Annotated in this window: 15 protein-coding genes and 1 riboswitch; of the genes, 6 read left to right on the forward strand and 9 right to left on the reverse strand. The window is 40.6% G+C overall.

The features are described 5' to 3' along the window. Nucleotides 1–56 precede the first annotated feature (56 nt). The 5 genes from rpsI to IGI63_RS09070 form a co-directional block, all read right to left on the reverse strand. A complete protein-coding gene (gene rpsI, locus IGI63_RS09050) occupies nucleotides 57–449 on the reverse strand; it encodes a 30S ribosomal protein S9 (protein ID WP_002354786.1) in 393 nt (130 codons plus the stop codon). A 13-nt stretch (nucleotides 450–462) separates the two neighbouring features. Further along, complete coding sequence (gene rplM, locus IGI63_RS09055; RefSeq protein ID WP_048670019.1) at nucleotides 463–891, reverse strand: 50S ribosomal protein L13; 429 nt, start codon at nucleotides 889–891, stop codon at nucleotides 463–465. 235 nt (nucleotides 892–1126) lie between these two features. Then, nucleotides 1127–1594, reverse strand: coding sequence for a Dps family protein (locus IGI63_RS09060; RefSeq protein WP_002354782.1), 468 nt, complete (start codon nucleotides 1592–1594; stop codon nucleotides 1127–1129). A 127-nt stretch (nucleotides 1595–1721) separates the two neighbouring features. Further along, a complete protein-coding gene (locus IGI63_RS09065; RefSeq protein WP_113844308.1) occupies nucleotides 1722–2441 on the reverse strand; it encodes a DUF5105 domain-containing protein in 720 nt (239 codons plus the stop codon). A gap of 83 nt (nucleotides 2442–2524) precedes the next feature. Further along, on the reverse strand, nucleotides 2525–4045 hold the full coding sequence (locus IGI63_RS09070) for a gluconokinase (RefSeq protein ID WP_429975713.1): 1521 nt from the start codon (nucleotides 4043–4045) through the stop codon (nucleotides 2525–2527). Between the two features lie 108 nt (nucleotides 4046–4153). Here IGI63_RS09070 and IGI63_RS09075 point away from each other — a divergent pair, with 108 nt between their 5' ends. Further along, nucleotides 4154–4846, forward strand: coding sequence for a prepilin peptidase (locus tag IGI63_RS09075; protein WP_113803430.1), 693 nt, complete (start codon nucleotides 4154–4156; stop codon nucleotides 4844–4846). Nucleotides 4847–4892: 46 nt separating this feature from the next. Here IGI63_RS09075 and rpoC read toward each other — a convergent pair whose 3' ends face one another. Together rpoC and rpoB are read right to left on the reverse strand one after the other, a co-directional pair. After that, on the reverse strand, nucleotides 4893–8546 hold the full coding sequence (rpoC, locus tag IGI63_RS09080; protein WP_002354777.1) for a DNA-directed RNA polymerase subunit beta': 3654 nt from the start codon (nucleotides 8544–8546) through the stop codon (nucleotides 4893–4895). A gap of 166 nt (nucleotides 8547–8712) precedes the next feature. Continuing rightward, nucleotides 8713–12327 (reverse strand): DNA-directed RNA polymerase subunit beta, encoded by a 3615-nt coding sequence (gene rpoB, locus IGI63_RS09085; protein WP_002389470.1) that lies wholly within the window; start codon nucleotides 12325–12327, stop codon nucleotides 8713–8715. 450 nt (nucleotides 12328–12777) lie between these two features. Between rpoB and IGI63_RS09090 the strand changes: the two genes are divergently transcribed. Both IGI63_RS09090 and IGI63_RS09095 read left to right on the forward strand, forming a co-directional pair. Continuing rightward, the gene (locus IGI63_RS09090; protein WP_002394777.1) at nucleotides 12778–13506 is read left to right on the forward strand and encodes an ATP-binding cassette domain-containing protein; all 729 of its coding nucleotides are present in this window, start codon (nucleotides 12778–12780) and stop codon (nucleotides 13504–13506) included. Then, the gene (locus IGI63_RS09095) at nucleotides 13490–15145 is read left to right on the forward strand and encodes a hypothetical protein (protein ID WP_002394776.1); all 1656 of its coding nucleotides are present in this window, start codon (nucleotides 13490–13492) and stop codon (nucleotides 15143–15145) included. The genes IGI63_RS09090 and IGI63_RS09095 overlap by 17 nt, the downstream gene beginning before the upstream one ends. Before the next feature lie 125 nt (nucleotides 15146–15270). Here the strand turns inward: IGI63_RS09095 and IGI63_RS09100 are convergent, their stop codons facing one another. Then, the gene (locus tag IGI63_RS09100; protein ID WP_002354768.1) at nucleotides 15271–15486 is read right to left on the reverse strand and encodes a zinc ribbon domain-containing protein; all 216 of its coding nucleotides are present in this window, start codon (nucleotides 15484–15486) and stop codon (nucleotides 15271–15273) included. Between the two features lie 138 nt (nucleotides 15487–15624). Between IGI63_RS09100 and IGI63_RS09105 the strand changes: the two genes are divergently transcribed. Further along, complete coding sequence (locus IGI63_RS09105) at nucleotides 15625–16617, forward strand: biotin--[acetyl-CoA-carboxylase] ligase (RefSeq protein WP_002378862.1); 993 nt, start codon at nucleotides 15625–15627, stop codon at nucleotides 16615–16617. Nucleotides 16618–16880: 263 nt separating this feature from the next. On the opposite strand, the gene IGI63_RS09110 is transcribed toward IGI63_RS09105, so the two are convergent. After that, a complete protein-coding gene (locus IGI63_RS09110; protein WP_429975714.1) occupies nucleotides 16881–17519 on the reverse strand; it encodes a lytic polysaccharide monooxygenase in 639 nt (212 codons plus the stop codon). Nucleotides 17520–17946: 427 nt separating this feature from the next. After that, nucleotides 17947–18113, forward strand: a riboswitch (M-box (ykoK) riboswitch). 91 nt (nucleotides 18114–18204) lie between these two features. Here IGI63_RS09110 and IGI63_RS09115 point away from each other — a divergent pair. Beyond that, nucleotides 18205–19821 (forward strand): phosphatase PAP2/LCP family protein, encoded by a 1617-nt coding sequence (locus IGI63_RS09115; RefSeq protein ID WP_002372620.1) that lies wholly within the window; start codon nucleotides 18205–18207, stop codon nucleotides 19819–19821. Between the two features lie 270 nt (nucleotides 19822–20091). Beyond that, a complete protein-coding gene (locus IGI63_RS09120; RefSeq protein ID WP_002396786.1) occupies nucleotides 20092–20235 on the forward strand; it encodes a putative holin-like toxin in 144 nt (47 codons plus the stop codon). The last annotated feature ends 86 nt before the right edge of the window (nucleotides 20236–20321 follow it).

Raw genomic sequence — 20321 nt, forward strand, 5'->3', positions numbered from 1 at the left:
AAAAAGACACTCTCCAAAAACTGGAAAGTGTCCTGAAATCCTCGGTATAACAAGGATTAACGTTTACTAAACTGTGAAGCTTTACGAGCTTTTTTAAGACCTGGTTTTTTACGTTCAACCATACGTGCGTCACGAGTAAGTAACCCAGCGCGTTTTAAAGCAGAACGGAAGTCAGGATCTACTTGTAACAATGCACGAGCGATTCCGTGACGGATAGCTCCTGATTGTCCAGCATAGCCACCACCGTTTACGTTTACGATTACATCGTAAGCGCCTTTTGTTTCAGTTACGCCAAATGGTTGGTTGATAACTTCACGCAAGTCAGCATGTGGAATATATTCTTCTACGTCTTTTTTGTTTACAGTAATTTTACCAGTACCTGGTACTAAGCGTACGCGGGCAACTGCATTTTTACGACGGCCTGTGCCGCTATATTGTACTTGTGCCAATGAATTTCCCTCCTTAAATTAAGTTCGTGATATCTAATACTTCTGGTTGTTGTGCAGCATGTGGATGCTCAGCTCCACCGTATACGTTCAATTTAGTAAATTGTTTACGTCCTAAAGTGTTTTTAGGTAGCATACCTTTTACAGAAGTTTCGATAAGACGGCGAGAGTTTTTGTCGCGTAATTCACCAGCTGTCACTGATTTTAATCCTCCAGGATACATTGAGTGACGGTAGTAAATTTTGTCTGTAGCTTTTTTACCTGTTAATTTTACTTTATCAGCGTTAATTACGATTACGAAATCTCCAGTATCCACATGTGGTGTGAATGTTGGTTTATTTTTACCACGTAGTACAGAAGCAACAACTGCTGATAGACGTCCTAAAGGAACATCTGTTGCATCTACTACGTACCATTTACGTTCTACTTCGCCAGCTTTGGCCATATATGTTGTACGCACGTTTCTTTCCTCCAATTTTGTTTTCGATGTTTGACATACACTTGAGTTTCCGGGGCTCATTGTGGGGCAAACAATACCATTTAATATTTTACCTTCAATCACTGATAAAGTCAATGTTTTTCTGCGCTTTCAGAAAATAGATTTTCACTTATTTTTTGTGCCTTTTAAACAGAAAAAAACCGCCAACGTCAACGTCAGCGGCTTTGGGAGTTGTTTTAAATTATGCGTCAATACCAGGCGCTTTGCCAAGTTTGGCTTGTAACATCCAAATATTTTTTTCGATGTCTGTTTTGTTTGCGATGAAAATGTCTTGTGTGCAGTCGTCGCCTTCTTCACCAGAAACTTCGATTCCTTTTGCGTAAAGGTCTGCTAAGTAACGGTAGCCTGCTACTAATTTTTCCATACGTTCTGGAATGGTGCGGTCCCAGTTACCAATTTCATCTTCAATTTTTGTATTTTCTGCGAATTCACGCAATGTTGAGAATGGAGAGCCGTCCAATGTGATTAAACGTTCTGAAACAACATCTAATTGCTCATTGATTTGATCCATGTATTCATCCATTTGTGGGTGAAGTGTTAAAAATTCAGGTCCACGCATATACCAATGTGTTTGATGAATTACCACGGAAAATTGGCTTAAATCTGCAACGAGTTGGTTCAAAATTTCTTTTGTTTTTTCAAATTTCATTCTTTGTCATCCTCCTAAATATTATTTCTACACTCTTAGTGTAATATGAATTGTGAAAAAAGTACACTGAAAACCTTTCTTTTTTAAAATTATTACCAAATTATAATGATTACAATTAAGAATCTAATTAATTTCCTGAAATCGCTGTTTTTTCATCCGCAGTGACGACTTTTTGTTCCGCTTGAGTGAGGATCGTGTCGAGTGCCTCTGTCAACTGGTCAGTATCTTCTTTTCCTGTGACGAAAGCTAAAAAAAACTGATTCAGTCTCAGCTGCTCCGCTGCCGGTAAATACCATTGTCCTTCTACTTGCTTAACCGTTAATGGCAGTTCAACTGGCTCATGGCTGACATTGATTTGTTGGATTTCTTTTTTTAAAACGGCTAACGTGTGCTGCATGTCTAGCGCTTGTGTTTCCTGTTGCGTTTGCTGAAGAAGAGCAGTGGTTGTATCTTCAATCGCCGTCACAAAATCTAAGCCCTTAATCTGAAAAGTGATTGTCGCTTGCCCATTCAATTCTTTTGTGGCTACTAGTTGATATGACGCTTTTTTCTTCACTTGAGCCAGTAATTCTGCGCTAAGCTTCTGGGCTTCGGTCTCGGTGACTTCAGCGTTCATTTCTTTTAAGCTATTGAAAAATTGCTTCTGGAACTGTTGACGACTCGTCTGCAAATGTTCCACTAAGACTTTCGGTTCACGAAAAGTTTGAGAGAATGTCGCTGTCTTTTCTTGATAAATAAAGTAATCTACCAACTGTTGCGCTGCTTTTTCGCCAGAACGAGACGGCGCACTGCAACTTGCCAACGCCCCAATGAATAACAGAAATAGTGGTAGTAGCTGCTTCTTCATTCCTCATCCTCATTTCCTCAAGTCTTCGTCTCTCTTCTAGTTAAGCAACTTCTCAGCCATTTGTCAAAGCTATTTACTATCAATTATTTGCGGAATTCTGCTAATTTTTGATAACTTTGTGCTAAAACTTGTTGGGTTTCTTGAAAAACAGGATACAGTTCTTGATAAACTAGCAATTGATCCGCTCGTGGCGTGACCGTTTCATGAATCAGCACCTGTTGCGCCGCTGCTTGTAAATTGGGTAACTGACCTAAGCCTTGCCAGCCTAGCAAAACAGCGCCTAATGCCGAAGCTTCGGTGCTATCAGTGAACGATAACGTTTCTCCCAGCACATCAGCCATGATTTGACGGAACACAGGGGAATCAGCAAAGCCGCCTGTCGCTCGAATCTCCTGAACGGGTCCACCGAGTTGTTTCAAATCTTCTAAAATGGTTTTTAAATTGAAACAGATGCCTTCCACCACCGCTCGAGCTAAATGTCCGGCATGGTGATTTTTGCGCAAGCCAATAAAACTTGCGCTCGCCTCTGCATTCCACAGCGGTGCTCGTTCACCTAGCAAATAAGGATGAAACAGTAAGCCATTTGCCCCAGCTGGCACGGTTGCAATTTTGGCCATAATTGGGTCATAGAGATTGGTCCCGTTTTGGATAGCTTGCTGACGTTCTTCTGCAAAAATCGTTTGGCTCGCCCAATCTAACGCAACTGCACCATTACTACTTGCGCCACCAATCACCCAGTGCTGTTCATCTAGAGCAAAACAAAACGTTTCACCTTGCGGATGCAAAAAAGGTTCTTCGACAATATACCGAAGTGCGCCGCTCGTACCAACGGTCAAAGTCGCTACACCCATTCCTAGCGCTCCCAAACCTAAATTAGACAACGGGCCATCCGCACCACCAAGAACTAAAACCGTTTCCTCCTCAACACCAAGCATCTCTTGCCAAGAAGGCGCTAACGCTGGAAAAATGAACGTTGACGGGGCAACTTTTGGCAACTGTTCCTCCTCAATAGATAAATACGCTAAAATCGACGATTCCCATTGCCGCGTGTGAATATTAAATAAACCCATCCCCGAAGCACTACTATAATCTGTCCAGTATTCGCCAAAGAAACGATAAAAAATGTAGTCCTTAATCCCAATAAACTTGGCCGCGCTCTGCGCAACGGCTGGCTGATTTTCCTGCAGCCAGCGAATCTTGTACAAAGGCGCCATTGGATGAACTGGCATGCCTGTCAATTGATAAAACAATTGGGCCGCTGGCGTTTCTTTTAACGCTTCCGCATAATCAGATGCTCGTGTGTCAGCCCAAGTAATCACTTGGGTCAATGGGCGTCCTTGCGCATCCATGGCAATTAAGCCATGCATCGCTGAAGCAAAAGAAATGAGCCCAATTGGTTGATTCTTCACTTGTTGTGTGACGGTTCGAATACAGTTCACCACAGCTTGGAACAGCGTTTCTGGGTCTTGCTCCGCCATTCCTTCAGTCTCTTGAATTAATGTATAACGCACATAGCTAGAAGCTACGACTGTGCCATTTGCTTGAAAAGCCACTGCTTTGGCTTGCGTGGTGCCAACGTCGACACCAATCGCTAATTTTTCCATTTGATTCCCTCATTTCTTGTTTCTTTTATTATTCCTAACAAAAAAAGATTTGTCTAGTCAAACGAAAAAGTTTAAAAAAAGCGGAGTTTATTTTTAAGGAGGTAACCTATGTTTTTCTTGAGTCTCTTTTTGATTGGTGCCTGTTTCGGTTCTTTTTTATGCTTAGTGGCGGAGCGCTTACCAGTAGGGCGTTCTTTGTGGTGGCCCCCTTCCCACTGTCAAGGTTGCCACCAGCCTCTACAACTCTATGAATTAATTCCAGTTGTTTCGATTTTGCTGCAGCGCTTTCGTTGTCGAAAGTGTCAACAGCCAGTAGCTAAGAGTTATCTTTTAGCAGAACTTGTCATGGGCGGATTAACCGCAAGCTGTTTTTCAGCTGGCCTGACGATTGATGCTTTGATTCTCTGGTGGTGGCTGACGAGCGCTTTCACATTATCCTTGATTGATTACTGGTATTTAGTGGTTGAACCGAAGATTCTTTATCCTAGTTTTTTTGTGCTTTGCTTGCTGAAAGTGGCGGGTCAGCATTCGTTTTACTTACTGACTGGTCTTTTTTGTTTTTGTTTTTTCCAAGCCGTCTTACATTATTTTCCGGAAGCCATGGGGCGAGGGGATCTTTTGTTACTGGGTTTGTGGGGCTGTTTTTTACAGGTACCTCAGTTGCTGATGCTACTATTTTTTGCCAGTAGTTATGGCCTAATCTATGGCTACAGCTGTAAATTTTTGGGGTATCCAGTTGAACAGAAACTTCCTTTTGTCCCCTTTTTAAGTTTGGGCTTACTCACAATCAGTTGCTTATAGCAAAAAAAAAGCCGCAAGTAGCATGCTCCTTACGGCTTTTTAGGGTTTATTTATTGATGTTTTTCATTGCATCTTCAGCAGCCATTTGTGCTTCAATGTCTGAAATACTATAAACGTTTTCGCTAGCTACGCCAACTTCTTTTGGTTCCATGTTACGGTAACGAGCCATACCAGTACCAGCTGGGATGATTTTACCAATGATAACATTTTCTTTCAATCCAAGTAATGGATCTTTTTTGCCACGGATAGCAGCATCTGTTAACACGCGTGTTGTTTCTTGGAAGGATGCAGCAGATAAGAAGCTGTTTGTTTCCAATGACGCTTTGGTAATACCAAGTAAGACTGGACGACTAGTAGCAGGGACGCCACCAGCAACTAATGTGTCGTAGTTACGGTCTTTAAATTCTGCGATGTCCATTAATGTTCCTGGAAGGATTTCAGTGTCACCTGGATCCATTACGCGGATTTTACGTAACATTTGACGAACCATTACTTCGATATGTTTGTCGCCGATTTCTACCCCTTGCATACGGTAAACACGTTGTACTTCACGTAATAGGTAGTTTTCAACAGATAAAACATCACGAACTTGTAATAATTGTTTTGGATCAATTGAACCTTCTGTCAACGGTGCACCACGGTGGATGATGTCGCCTTCAGCAACTTTCATACGTGCAGTGTAAGGGACAGTATAGGTACGTGTATCTGTTTTTCCTTTGATGGTTACTTCTTTTTGACGTGTGGCAGGATCTTCAGAAATATCGATAACTTCACCGGTTACTTCTGTAATCACTGCTTGTCCTTTCGGATTACGTGCTTCAAAGATTTCTTGGATACGAGGTAAACCTTGAGTGATATCGTCACCGGCAACCCCACCGGTATGGAACGTACGCATGGTTAACTGTGTACCAGGTTCCCCGATTGATTGAGCGGCGATTGTACCAACTGCTTCTCCGACTTCAACGTCAGAACCAGTTGCAAGGTTACGTCCGTAACAGTGCTTACATACACCATGTTTTGTGTTACATGTAAAGACAGAACGGATGGTTACTTTTTCAATACCAGCGTCCACGATTTCTCTTGCAAGATCTTCAGTGATTAATTGATCCGCACCAATGATGATTGCACCAGTTTCTGGATGAACAACTGATTTACGTGTATAACGACCTAATAGACGTTCGTCTAATGGTTCGATAATTTCGTTACCTTCACGAATTGCTTCGATTTCAAGACCACGGTCAGTGCCACAGTCGTCTTCACGAATGATTACGTCTTGGGCAACGTCAACTAAACGACGTGTTAAGTAACCTGAATCGGCTGTCTTCAAGGCCGTATCGGTCATCCCTTTACGAGCTCCGTGAGTTGAGATAAACATTTCTAAGACAGAAAGTCCTTCACGGAAGTTTGAGATGATTGGTAATTCCATGATTCGTCCATTCGGAGCGGCCATCAAACCACGCATACCAGCTAACTGTGTAAAGTTGGAGATGTTACCACGGGCTCCAGAGTCAGACATCATGAAGATTGGGTTACGAGCTTCCATACTTTCGATCAGTTTTTGTTGGATTTCGTCTTTGGCACCGTTCCAAACGCCGATTACACGTTCATAACGTTCGTCATCAGTAATTAAACCACGACGGAATTGTTTAGTAATTGTTTCAACTTGTTTGTGGGCAGCATCAATGATTGCTTGTTTTTCATGAAGAACCATGATATCGGCAATCCCTACCGTCATCCCAGCATAAGTTGAGTGTTTGTAACCTAAGTCTTTCATGCGGTCAAGCATTTTAGAGGTTTCCGTAATGTGGAATCTCTTGAAGACTTCAGCAATGATATTTCCAAGATTTTTCTTCTTGAATGGTAAAACTAATTCTTGCTCTTTAATGTGTGCAGGAATGTCTGTACCAGCTTCTACGAAGTATTTATCTGGTGTTTGAACAGTTAAGTTATAGTCTGTTGGTTCGTTCAAGTAAGGGAACTCAACAGGCATGATTTCGTTAAAGATGATCTTACCAACTGTGGTGATTAAGATTCGTTCTTTTTGCCAATCAGTAAATGGTTTGTCACCTAAAAGTGTTGTTTGAACCCCAATCCGTGAGTGTAAATGCACGTAGCCATTTTGCCATGCTAAAACAGCTTCGTTCATGTCGCGGAAGATCATGCCTTCCCCTTCACGGCCTTCTTCTTCCATTGTTAGGTAGTAGTTACCTAAGACCATATCTTGAGATGGTGTAACAACTGGTTTACCATCTTTCGGGTTCAAGATATTTTGGGCAGCAAGCATTAACATACGAGCTTCTGCTTGTGCTTCTTCGTTTAGAGGCACGTGAACCGCCATTTGGTCTCCATCGAAATCGGCATTGTAGGCTTCACACACTAATGGGTGAAGACGAATCGCACGACCTTCAACAAGAACTGGTTCGAAAGCTTGGATCCCTAATCTATGCAACGTAGGTGCCCGGTTAAGTAAAACTGGGTGTTCTTGGATAACTTCTTCTAAAATATCCCAAACTTCATCTTCGCCACGTTCGATTTTACGTTTCGCATTTTTAATGTTTGTCGCAATTTCACGTTGTACTAATTCACGCATTACAAATGGTTTGAATAATTCAATCGCCATTTCTTTTGGTAAACCACATTGGTACATTTTTAAGAACGGACCAACGACGATTACGGAACGACCAGAATAGTCAACACGTTTACCTAGTAAGTTTTGACGGAAACGACCTTGTTTCCCTTTCAACATGTGAGAAAGAGATTTCAATGGACGGTTACCTGGTCCAGTAACTGGACGGCCACGACGACCATTATCGATTAAAGCATCGACCGCTTCTTGTAACATCCGTTTTTCGTTTTGAACGATGATGCTTGGCGCATTTAAGTCTAATAAACGTTTTAGACGGTTGTTACGGTTGATAACACGGCGGTATAAGTCGTTTAAGTCACTTGTTGCAAAACGACCACCTTCCAATTGAACCATCGGACGTAAATCTGGTGGAATAACTGGGATAACATCCATTACCATCCAGCTTGGTTGGTTACCAGAAGCACGGAAGGCTTCTAAGATGTCTAAACGACGGATGGCACGTGTCCGTTTTTGACCAGAAGCTGTTTTCAATTCTTCTTTTAATTGCGCAACTTCGCCATCTAAATCGACGTTATCTAATAATTGTTTCACGGCTTCGGCACCCATAGCAGCTTTGAAGGCTTGGCCATATTGTTCACGTTTTTCACGATATTCGCGTTCCGTTAACAATTGTTTTTTCTCTAATGTTGTGTCACCTGGTTCGATGACAACGTATGAAGCAAAATAAATGACTTCTTCCAATGCACGAGGGCTCATGTCTAAAACAAGACCCATCCGAGATGGAATTCCTTTAAAGTACCAGATATGTGAAACTGGTGCGGCTAATTCAATATGTCCCATACGTTCACGACGTACTTTTGAACGAGTGACTTCAACGCCACAACGGTCACAGACAATACCTTTATAACGGATACGTTTATATTTACCACAAGCACATTCCCAGTCTTTGGTTGGACCAAAAATGCGTTCACAGAATAACCCTTCACGTTCGGGTTTTAATGTACGGTAGTTAATTGTTTCGGGTTTTTTAACTTCCCCATAAGACCAGCTTCTGATCTTTTCTGGTGAAGCAAGCCCTATTTGCATACTTTCGAATTTATTTACATCGATCAAAAGGAATTCCCTCCATTTCCTTATTTAGAGAAGCTGAGTCAGCAACTTGTTAGCAAATGGCAAGCATCACTTGAAAGAAGGTCTGACGACACTTGGAACAAGTAATGACTTGCGCAGTTGCAACAAAGTCGCAGTTGAATCAACTCATCAGAGTGGTAGCGACAAATTAGTCTCTGTCTTCGGCTGTTTCAATTTCTTGAACAACGTCTTGTGCTTCTTCTTTCACGACTGATTCTGCTTCTTTTTCCAGCTGTTTCGCTGATTGTTGTTCCGCAAATTTGGTTAGTGCGTCAACGGTGATTAAATCATCATCGTCATCGTCCATATCGCGTAACTCAATCTCAGCTTCCTCAATGTCCAAGACACGCATGTCTAAACCAAGTGATTGTAATTCTTTCACTAATACTCGGAATGATTCAGGCACACCTGGTTTTGGAATTGGTTCACCTTTAACGATGGCTTCGTATGTTTTCACACGTCCGACAACGTCATCAGATTTGTAAGTTAAGATTTCTTGTAATGTGTAAGCAGCACCGTAAGCTTCCAGTGCCCAAACTTCCATTTCCCCGAAACGTTGTCCACCGAATTGAGCTTTACCACCCAACGGTTGTTGCGTAACAAGAGAGTAAGGTCCGATTGAACGAGCATGCAATTTGTCATCAACCATGTGGGCTAATTTAATCATATACATGACACCAACGGAAATACGGTTATCAAATGGTTCACCTGTACGTCCATCGTAAAGAACTGTTTTAGCATCGCTAGCCATACCAGCTTCACGAACAGTTTCCCAAACGTCTTCATCGGTTGCCCCATCGAAAACAGGTGTTGCGACGTGAATACCTAATTGGCGAGCAGCCATACCTAAGTGTAATTCAAGTACTTGTCCGATATTCATACGAGAAGGTACCCCTAATGGGTTCAACATGATATCAACAGGTGTTCCGTCAGGTAAGAATGGCATATCTTCTTCCGGCATAATACGGGAAACAACCCCTTTATTTCCGTGACGTCCCGCCATTTTATCTCCTTCGTGAATTTTACGTTTTTGAACGATATAGACACGAACTAACATGTTGACACCTGGTGATAATTCATCGCCAGCTTCACGAGTAAAGATTTTCACATCATGAACGATACCGCCGCCACCGTGAGGTACACGGAGAGACGTATCACGAACTTCGCGGGCTTTTTCCCCGAAGATTGCGTGTAATAAACGTTCTTCTGCAGATAATTCTGTAACCCCTTTAGGTGTGACTTTCCCAACTAGTAAGTCGCCATCTTGAACTTCAGCACCAATGCGGATAATCCCCATTTCGTCTAAGTCTTTCAACGCGTCTTCCCCAACGTTTGGAATTTCACGGGTAATTTCTTCAGGTCCTAATTTTGTATCACGTGCTTCTGATTCATATTCTTCAATATGCACAGAAGTGTAGACATCGTCTTTAACTAAACGACGGCTCATGATAATGGCATCCTCGTAGTTGTAACCTTCCCATGTCATGAAGGCAACTAAGACGTTTTGCCCTAAAGCCATTTCGCCTTCTTCCATAGAAGGTCCATCCGCTAAAGTATCGCCTTTTTCAACTTTTTCACCTAAGTGAACAATTGGGCGTTGGTTGTAGCTTGTTCCTGAGTTAGAACGACGGAATTTAGTAACCATATATTTGTCTAATGCGCCATTGTCGCGACGAACGCGAATTTCTTTTGCATCGACGAATTCTACGACACCGTCATGTTTACATAGTAAAGCAGCACCTGAGTCATGGGCTGATTTATATTCCATACCTGTACCTACCCACGGAGAGCGTGGTTGAATTAACGGCACCGCTTGACGCTGCATGTTGGCACCCATCAAGGCACGGTTGGAGTCATCGTTTTCTAAGAAAGGAATACATGCTGTTGCGACTGCGACTACTTGTTTTGGTGAAACGTCCATGTAGTCAACTTTGTCTACGGCAACTTCTAAGTTTTCACTTTGTAGACGCGCCATAACAACATCATTGGCAAATGTGCCATCTTCATTTAAAAGTGAGTTCGCTTGCGCTACGATATAATGGTCTTCGATGTCTGCGGTTAAGTAATCTACTTGATCAGTAACACGGCCTGTCGCACGATCAACACGGCGATAAGGCGTTTCGATGAAACCAAATTTATTCACTTTCGCATAACTAGATAAGCTATTGATCAACCCGATATTTGGTCCCTCAGGCGTTTCAATTGGACACATACGACCATAGTGAGAGTAGTGAACGTCACGAACTTCATAACCGGCACGGTCACGAGTCAAACCACCAGGCCCTAAGGCTGATAGACGACGTTTATGGGTTAACTCACCTAATGGGTTTGTTTGGTCCATGAACTGTGATAACTGTGAAGAACCAAAGAATTCTTTGATACTTGCTACCACTGGACGGATGTTGATTAATTGTTGTGGTGTCAATGTTTCTGTGTCTTGAATAGACATTCTTTCACGAACCACACGTTCCATACGGGCTAAACCAATACGGAATTGGTTTTGTAATAATTCGCCTACTGAACGGATACGACGATTACCTAAGTGGTCGATGTCATCGACATTGCCGATATCTTCCATTAAGTTGAAGAAGTAGCTCATTGAAGCAACGATATCTGCTGGACGAACTGTTTTTACGCTGTCGTCTGGATAGCCGTTACCAATCACATTTACGATACGTTCAGGATCTTTTGGTGAAAGAACTTGAATCACTTGGATTGTCATTGGTTCAGTTACTACCGCATCTTCACTTGGATAGTAAGTTACGCTGTTTAAGCCGTTGTCAATGTATTCGCCTAATGTTTCCATGATTTGGTGTGTTAAAACCGTGCCTTTTTCGACAATGATTTCACCAGTTTCTGGATCAACTAGCGTTTCAGCTAAGGTTAAGTTTAAGAGACGTGTTTTTAAGTCTAATTTTTTGTTAACTTTGTAGCGACCAACGTTTGCCAAATCATAACGTTTTGGATCAAAGAAACGTGCAGTTAACAAGCTACGTGAGCTATCTGCTGTTTTTGGTTCGCCTGGGCGAAGACGTTCATAAATGTCTTTCAAGCCTTCTTCTGTACGAGAATCACTTGCGTTTTTGTGTAAATCTTTTTCAATTGTGTTGCGTAAGCTTTCGCTGTCGCCGAAAATTTCGAAGATGGTATCATCTGAACCGAAACCTAAAGCACGAACTAACACAGTTAAAGGAATTTTACGTGTGCGGTCAATCCGAACATAAGAAATGTCTTTCGCATCTGTTTCCATTTCTAACCATGCACCACGGTTAGGAATGACTGTTGAGCCAAAACCTTCTTTGCCGTTTTTGTCCACTTTTCCATGGAAGTAAACACCTGGAGAACGAACTAATTGGGAAACGATAACACGTTCTGCCCCGTTGATGATGAAGGTACCCATTTCTGTCATTAATGGGAAATCGCCGAAGAAGACTTCTTGGGATTTAATTTCACCTGTTTCACGGTTAGTTAAACGTAATGTTACATGTAATGGCGCAGAATAGTTGGCATCATGTGCGCGGGCTTCTTCTACTGTGTACTTTGGTTCTTTTAATTCATAGTCAACAAATTCTAAGGATAAGTTTCCTTGGAAATCATCAATTGGTAAAATGTCTTCAAACATTTCACGAAGTCCCTCATCTAAAAACCATTGATAAGAGTCTGTTTGGATTTCAATTAAATTTGGTAATTCCAATACTTCACTGATACGTGCGAAACTTCTACGTTCGCGATGCTTTCCGTATTTTACTACGTGTCCAGCCAAGCTCTTCACCCCTCTAGTTATAAGTCTATCAAAACACCGATCCGAAAAATTACATTTACGTTACATATATTAAATATATGTAACAAAAAGCATTTTTTGCAGTTTTTAAGCAAAAAAAAACCAAAAATAGAACATGCTTCCGAAAAATTTTCTGGCGTTTCTACTTTTGTTTTCCTATAAAAAACCGGAACGGACAATATTTCGCTCCTGCTTCGTCACTTTCAGATAGTTTTTGCTCTATAGATTCTACTACCTTTGTCTAGAAAAGTCAAGGGTTTCTTTAAGGTTTTCTTTTTCATAAAAAGGAGTTTTTTGTAAAGGGTTTCTAGTAGCTATAAGATGATTTTTTTCTGGACTTGACCATCAAAATTAAAATAAGCAACTTTTTAATATTTTGCTATCAAAAAAAGTTAGAGTTTAGTAAACTTATTATTAATAGGAGGTGAGAAAATGAACTTAGTAATTGAAATGATTACGAAAAAGTTTGAAGAAAAGGTTATTTTCGATGGGGCTAGTTTCCAATTTCAAAAAGGGAAGATTTATGGACTACTCGGCCGGAATGGCGCAGGTAAGACAACTTTATTTAACTGTATTTCTCGAAATCTTTCACTCGACAGTGGTCAAATTTATTTGGAAGAGGATGGCAGACAGAATCTAAACTACGATAATACCGAAATTGGGTTTGTTTATACAACGCCTCATTTACCAGCATTTATGACGGCTTATGAGTTTGTTCGTTTCTTCATAGACATTAACCGTGAAAAAATCAACGACTTACAGTTGCCAGAAGAGTACTTACTGACTATTGGGATTGCTAGTGAAGATCACCATCGTTTACTAAAAGATTTTTCACACGGCATGCAAAATAAGGTCCAAATGTTGGTGTCTTTGATGGTCCAGCCGCCCGTATTATTATTGGACGAACCGTTAACATCCTTTGATGTAGTGGCAGCTCATGAAATGAAAGAACTGATAATTCGTATGAAATCTAACTCAGTGATTATTTTTTCAACACATATTCTCCAATTAGCACAGGATTTATGTGACGAAGTCGTATTGTTGCACCATGGGAAATTACAGGCCCTGCCAGCTAATCGCATTCATGAACCTGATTTTGAGCAGGAAGTTGTACAGTTATTGTTGGATAAGGAGGCATTAGGCGATGAACCACTTCGTTAGTTTCTTCAAAGAAGATTGGCAATTTTTCAATTACAAATTAATTAAAACGCTGAACGGGTTCCTCTACTTTTTGCGAAAACTACCTGGCATAAAGAAATTTATTAGCGAACGGGTTTACTCTGCCTATGATTTGAAAAATGTTTTAGGCATTTTCCTAACCGTTCTGAAAGTTTCCACTTCTTTTTTTATGAAGATTGTCATTTTCGTAGCAGTCGCCCTGCTTCAGATATTCCTAATGAATTTTTTTAAAGGAAGTCAGTCTGCCAATCTTTTTTCTCAAATTAATCAACCGATGTTGGCGCAAAGTGCGTTTCTGTGGTTTGTCTTCGTCGTCCTCATTTTAGGCTTTTACAATCATTTTTCAGTGACTCTTAATAAAACCGCAATTGATTTTTATACAGAGTTTAGCTTATCACGTCATCGATTTATTTTAGGTCAAAAATTTATTGAGCTTTTCAAAAATACGTGCTTTTATTTTTTTGCTGGCTTACTGTACAGCTTAATTGCTAGCAATTTGTCCCTAGCCTTAATTCTTCCACTTTCCTATTTAGCTGGTAACTTTTGGTTGTTTATTTTCTGTCGATGGCTCTATATGTTCAATCACAGCAAAGCTACTCGCCGTTGGATTGGCGGAATTGCTACTGGGTTATTTTTAATGCTCCTCTTTAGTTTGTACTATTTTGGCCTCGTGGCTCCTTTGACCAAACTCTACACCAGTTGGCTTTCCTTACCCATCTGGCTAGTTTTAGCTTTCTGGGGCATGAAAGCTGCGTGGACCTACCCTAAACAGACGGCATTTATTGACAAAATAATTATACAGTCGTTATCCTTTTATGATGCGCTCACAACTCAAAAACCTGAGCAAGACCAGTATATTGGTCAAGGTCTCAAAATGCAAAAACAGCTACAAGTGAACAAAGATCAACAAGTGGATAAGTTAGTTGGCACGGAATATTTAAACGCCTTGTTGTTTAGCCGTTATCGTCAAGTGTTTAACAAAAAAATTCGCTATTTGTTCATCAGCTTTACCTTGCTGGTTATCAGTCTTATTGGACTGCGACTAGCGAACATTCGCGGGTACATTAGTGAAACTGAAACAATCCAACTTTTACCATTACTATTTATATTAATGTATTTTCTTTCTTTTGGTAAACAAGTCGTGCAAATGTTGTTTGTCAATTGTGATTCTTCCATGCTCTATTATCCTTTTTATCGAGAACAAAGAACTATTTTAAGTGGCTTCGTCTATCGATTAAGGCAAATATTTAAATATAACAGTTTGGTTGTTTTGGGAATTTTTCTATTATTCCTCTTGTTACAAATACTGAATGATTTTTATTTAAGTTGGCAATTTTTTGGTACCTTATTGTTATTATTAGTAGCCTTGAGCTTTCTCTTTTCTTTTCACGAATTGTTTATTTACTATCTACTTCAACCTTTCACGGTGGATATGACCGTGAAAAACCCGCTATATAAAGTCATTACGTGGATTTTTTACTTTTTTGCTTATATGAATACGTACGTTAAATTTACAGGTTTTTTCTATGTCATTTGCGTATCCATTCTTAGCATTGTATATGTCGCTATCGGGTTGCTAATCATCTACCATAAAGCCCCGAAAACTTTTAAAATAAAATAATAGGATTCTTTTATTAGTGATTTCCCTACAAAAACTAATGAAAAAAGGCGTAATAAATAATTACGCCTTTTCCCCTATCTTCTATTCACACAAAAAAACGAATGCAAAGATGCATTCGTTTTTGACTAACCGCCACCTAATAAAAAGTCTAGGACATTCATGCCGCCGCTTGTTTGGCTGCGGTAAAGTTCGGTGTAGCCGCATTGGGTACAGCTAATTGTAATAAATTTTTTATTTTGAACATCAAAAATTTTCGCAAAGTTCCCACCTGTTGCTTGAAATTGGTCCGACACATAGTGCATGTTGCCACATTTCTCACAAACATATTGTTGCTTTTCCATTCCCCTCACTCCTTCTCAATAAAACAAGTATAGCAAACGCCTGCTTCATTTTCCTCCATCCTAAGATGGATTTTTTCACTAGTTGACCAAGCCTTTTCCTTTCCGCTACAATAAGCATAACGAATCGGAGGAAAAAATATGTCGACAAAAAGCCAAGTCCTAACTTTATTGATGAAACAAACGCCCGCATTCCTTTCGGGCGAAGAGATGGCACAACGTCTGTCCTTATCTCGCACAGCTATTTGGAAAGCAATTAATGAATTGAAAAAAGATGGCTATCAAATTACTAGCGTGCAAAATAAGGGGTATCGCCTTGAAAAATCAGATGTCCTTTCTGCAGAAGGCATTCAGTTGGCATTATGGCCACAAACGCCGCCTTTAACAATTACCGTCCTAGAAACATCTGAATCTACCATGACCGATGCTAAGCGGGCGATTTTAGACCAGACGCCCGACAATACATTGATTGTTGCTGACATGCAAGAAATGCCGCGGGGCAGGTTCGGCCGACCATTTTTCGCTACGCCAGGTAAAGGGATTTACATGAGCATGGTGCTTCAACCGAACCAAAATTTTGAAGAAATCGCTCAATATACTGTGATTATGGCCGTAGCGGTCGCTCGAGCAATGGATGCTCTGGCAGGCGTTCAGACAGAAATTAAATGGGTCAACGATCTTTATTTAAACGGCAAAAAAGTTTGCGGGATTTTGTCGGAAGCCATGAGCAATGTGGAAACAGGGCAGATTTCTAATGTTATCATCGGCATGGGGATTAATTTTTCAATTACGGAAACCGAATTTCCTGAGGACATTCGGCAGAAAGTGACTTCTCTTTTCCCAGATGGTGAACCGACGGCGACGCGAAATGAATTAGTCGCCAACATTTGGAATCATTTTTATCAAATTTTAGACGAACGTTCAACGAAAGACTTTTTAGAAGAATACCGTCAACGCTCCTTTGTGATTGGCAAAGACGTCGCTTTTACCCAAAACGGGCAAGACTTCCGCGGCGTTGCGACAACCATTAATGGAAATGGAGAATTGATTGTCCAGTTGCCTGATGGCACGGCCAAAACGTTGTCTTCTGGGGAAATTAGTTTGGACCAGATTGGTGAATGGCGTCGAGGATAAGTGGGGAAGTTTAGAAAAAATCAAGTGGGACATCAGTCGTTTTGACTGATGTCCCACTTTCTACTTCTGAAGATAATCAGCTGAACAAAAGCAGCCCCTTCGAAAATAAGCCGAAATTGACTTTCTCACACAAGTGTTCGGCATATCTTAATCCTTCCAAGTGTTAAGAATCACGAAGAACGTAGTGATTCGATGATGAACAGAACCTACTTGGTTCTTGGCGCTAAGCACTTTTGTCTCAGCCGCATTATCTTGATACCTGATTATTGAACATTAACATCTATCGCTTGATAAAATGAATTAATCGTGTCATTGATATCCCAAACGGCATAAATAACATGGTATCCTTTCCTATCAGCGGGAATCTTTATTCTGTGTGTTTCTGTATCATTGACCATAAATCCTTGACCAGGAGGTAAATCTTGACCTATTGGTTGCCCTACTATGCCAATCAGTTCCATTTCGTCCATCGTTAATGGTGCATTAGGATTCCATCCAGGTTTCGTCATATAGTATCTAAAACGATTGGTCTTATGTTTTGCCGTCATCACCCATTTAAAATTATTCTCTCCTGTTGTTATATTACTTTTTACCCAACGAGTGGCTGTTTGTTCATCTAGTTTGGAATAGCTTGCTAATCCAGCTGAAGGCAACCTTCCATTTAATTGACCCGTGTCTAATAATTTAGTTGGCGCTTCAATTCCTTGGGGTGTCGTGATAATTTCTGGCTGTGAGCTGTCTTGACCAGGTCCCCATCCAAATCCGTTTGTTTCCGCATTTTTGACTCGACTGACTGGGCTATCAACATAGCCGTGTGCATAACTCTGCTGTGCATCTCCTAAAGCAAAAACACTGATCATCGTTGCGCCTACTGCAATTATGAATAACATCATTTTTTTCATGTATATCGCTCCCTTATAAGCAAAACCCTTCAAAAAACATGTAATCTTAATCAACTGAAACGTAAAATCTCCACAACATCATTTTTACTTTTTCGATAGCGACCATCAACTTTGTGCACAATTATTGTCGACATATTTATTTTAAATGAACTAGCAATTCAATAGCAACTGTCCGCCTTTTTTACTGAGAAAAACTTATAGCACTCTTATAAAAAATGTTTGTTTTTTAATTTATCATTATTGAACACCAACTATTTATAGCGGTTAGCCGAGAACAGCCTTGTACACTTTTTTTTAGAATGCTCAAGTACTGTTTTTTTAACTTCTTCACTTCCCCGCACCTTTAAATTTATTTAAAAAACAATAAATTTTCTTAAACTTCATTGTGAGAACCGCTGCATAAATTCTATACTTCTAGCGTTAGATAAAATAACCTTGTTAGGTGAGGCTCCTATCCAAACATAGGCTATTGCGCAGAAATGTCGAAAGACACCAATGTGTAAAACAGGAATGGTCGAATTAAGGCTCTTCTAAAAATAGCTAAGAGAAATCTTTACGTTGGATAGTGCTAAAGCTCAGACGATGAGAACCGATTGGCTTGCTGTGTCCTGTTTAGTCGCAAGCGCTTATTTACGATCGATGCTGGCTTAGTCTACTCTTTCAAGGGAAAAAGAAAGGGATTCTCATGCAAACATCGAATAAAAAATTTCCACTTTATGCCCTAACAACGCTTGGTTTTACTTTCCTCACTTTGTTAGTGGCGGCTAGTCCAAATTGGTTTCAACAAATGGACGAAGCTATCTATCACATCAAATGGCAATTAAATGCCCCACTTTTAACAGCGGTCAATCTGTTAGCAAAAACAGCCACAATTGGACCAATGCTGCTATTCTTCTTATTATTGATGGTATACCTTTTACGCAAAAAAGAAAAAATCCTAGCCTTTTGGGCTGTCAGTAACCTATTAGCTGTCGGCTTTTTAGGGAGCGTTTTTAAACATGTGGTGGGTCGGGCTCGACCAAACCTAGGCGCTTTAGCTGACCGGAGCTCTGCTAGCTTTCCCAGCGGACATTCATTATTAGCAATGGCGCTGGTCTGTACAATTTTGATCATTTTGGCCTATCTTCATGTCGAAAAAACCAAAGGCATTAAAATTTTCTTACTAACATATTTAGTTTTGATTGTGTTAGGTCGTTTAATCTTACGCGTTCATTATCCTAGTGATGTCATCGCTGGGATGCTCCTAAGTTATAGCTGGATCAACTTTTCATTTCAAATTGTTCAACGTTATTTGCCGGCACCTGAACCAGAGGAAGCAGAAGTACCGACACAACGCCGGCGCCGCCATTCTCGTAAAAGAAAAAGTTTATTCGTGGTCTTCAGTTTAACCCTTTTATTTTTAGGCACACTTTCTGTTTCGGCTTACGGCGTCAGCATGTATCGCAATTTGCAAAAAACGGCGAACACCATGTATAAACCAAGAAAATCTTCCACGAAGAGTCCCGATTTAGCCAAAGGTGAGCCGGTTAGTTTCTTAATTATGGGAATTGCGAATGACTCAAAACGCAAAACCGATTACCGCTCCAACGCCTTAATGGTGGTTACAGTGAATAATCAATTACAAAAAACTACCATCACCAGCATCCCGCGTGACTACTATGTGGAAATGGCTGGCACCAATGGCGAATACAATAAAATCAATGCGGCCCACGTTTTCGGTGGTGCCGATATGCAAATTAAAACGGTTGAAAATGTCTTGCACATCCCAATCAATCATTACTTTTCAATTGATATGGATGCTATGAAGGACCTTGGCGATGCGGTGGGCGGCGTCACTGTTGACAATGCCTTTGCTTTTGACGCTGAAGGGATTCATTATCCGAAAGGCAAACAGCATTTAGGGGGCTGGGAAGCTTTACAATACGCGCGCATGCGTTACGAAGACCCCGAAGGCGACTATGGTCGTCAACGCCGCCAACGAGAAGTTTTAATCGAATTAACCAACAAGCTACTTTCTTTTAACAGCTTGCTAAAATATCAAGAAATTCTGGACGTAATCGGCGAACATGGTGAAACCGACTTGTCCTTTGACCAAATGATGGCGATGCTAAAAAAATACACCCCCGCACTAAAAACGATTGAAACCGATCAATTAAAAGGCTACGATTACACTGGCGATGGCGTGACAGGGATTGAAGGTATTTCTTATCAACTTGTGGAAGAGAGTGAACGCCAACGTGTCGAAAATGCTATTAAAGAACAAATGAACCTCTCTACAAAAGACACTGAACAATCGCAATAACGACTAAAAAGCAGCGCCCTTTAATGAAAGGGGCGCTGCTTACTTTGGCTAGTTAGACGGTCATTTCAAAATCTTTAAAATTTTGTCACCGTTAGTAACGGCTCTACATCAGAGAGGTATGTTGGCGCATATCTCTCTTTTCATTGCTATTATAGCACAATTACCTAAAAAAACATGTTGGAAACTAATTATTTTTTAGCCCTACATGGTATAATAAAATTGTAGAGAAGTTATGGCGGCGGCTATCCAATCTGAAAGGTGGTGGTGCTTATGAATGTAAGTACTAAAATCTATGAAAGGAGAGGCCTTTTGTCTATCGCAGAAGCTTTAGCTCTGATGATTAGTTTCGGTTCTTTTATCGCAACGTTAATCTTCGGAATCCTAGAGGCTGTTAAAGAAGACAATAAAAAATAACCGTCAACTTTAGCGAGCACGGTTATTTTTTATAAATCACTAAAAATCGCTACCGTCTGAAACGGCTCTACACTAGAGAGGTATGT

It is taken from the genome of Enterococcus sp. DIV0086, from assembly GCF_050498705.1.
GTDB lineage: Bacteria > Bacillota > Bacilli > Lactobacillales > Enterococcaceae > Enterococcus > Enterococcus faecalis.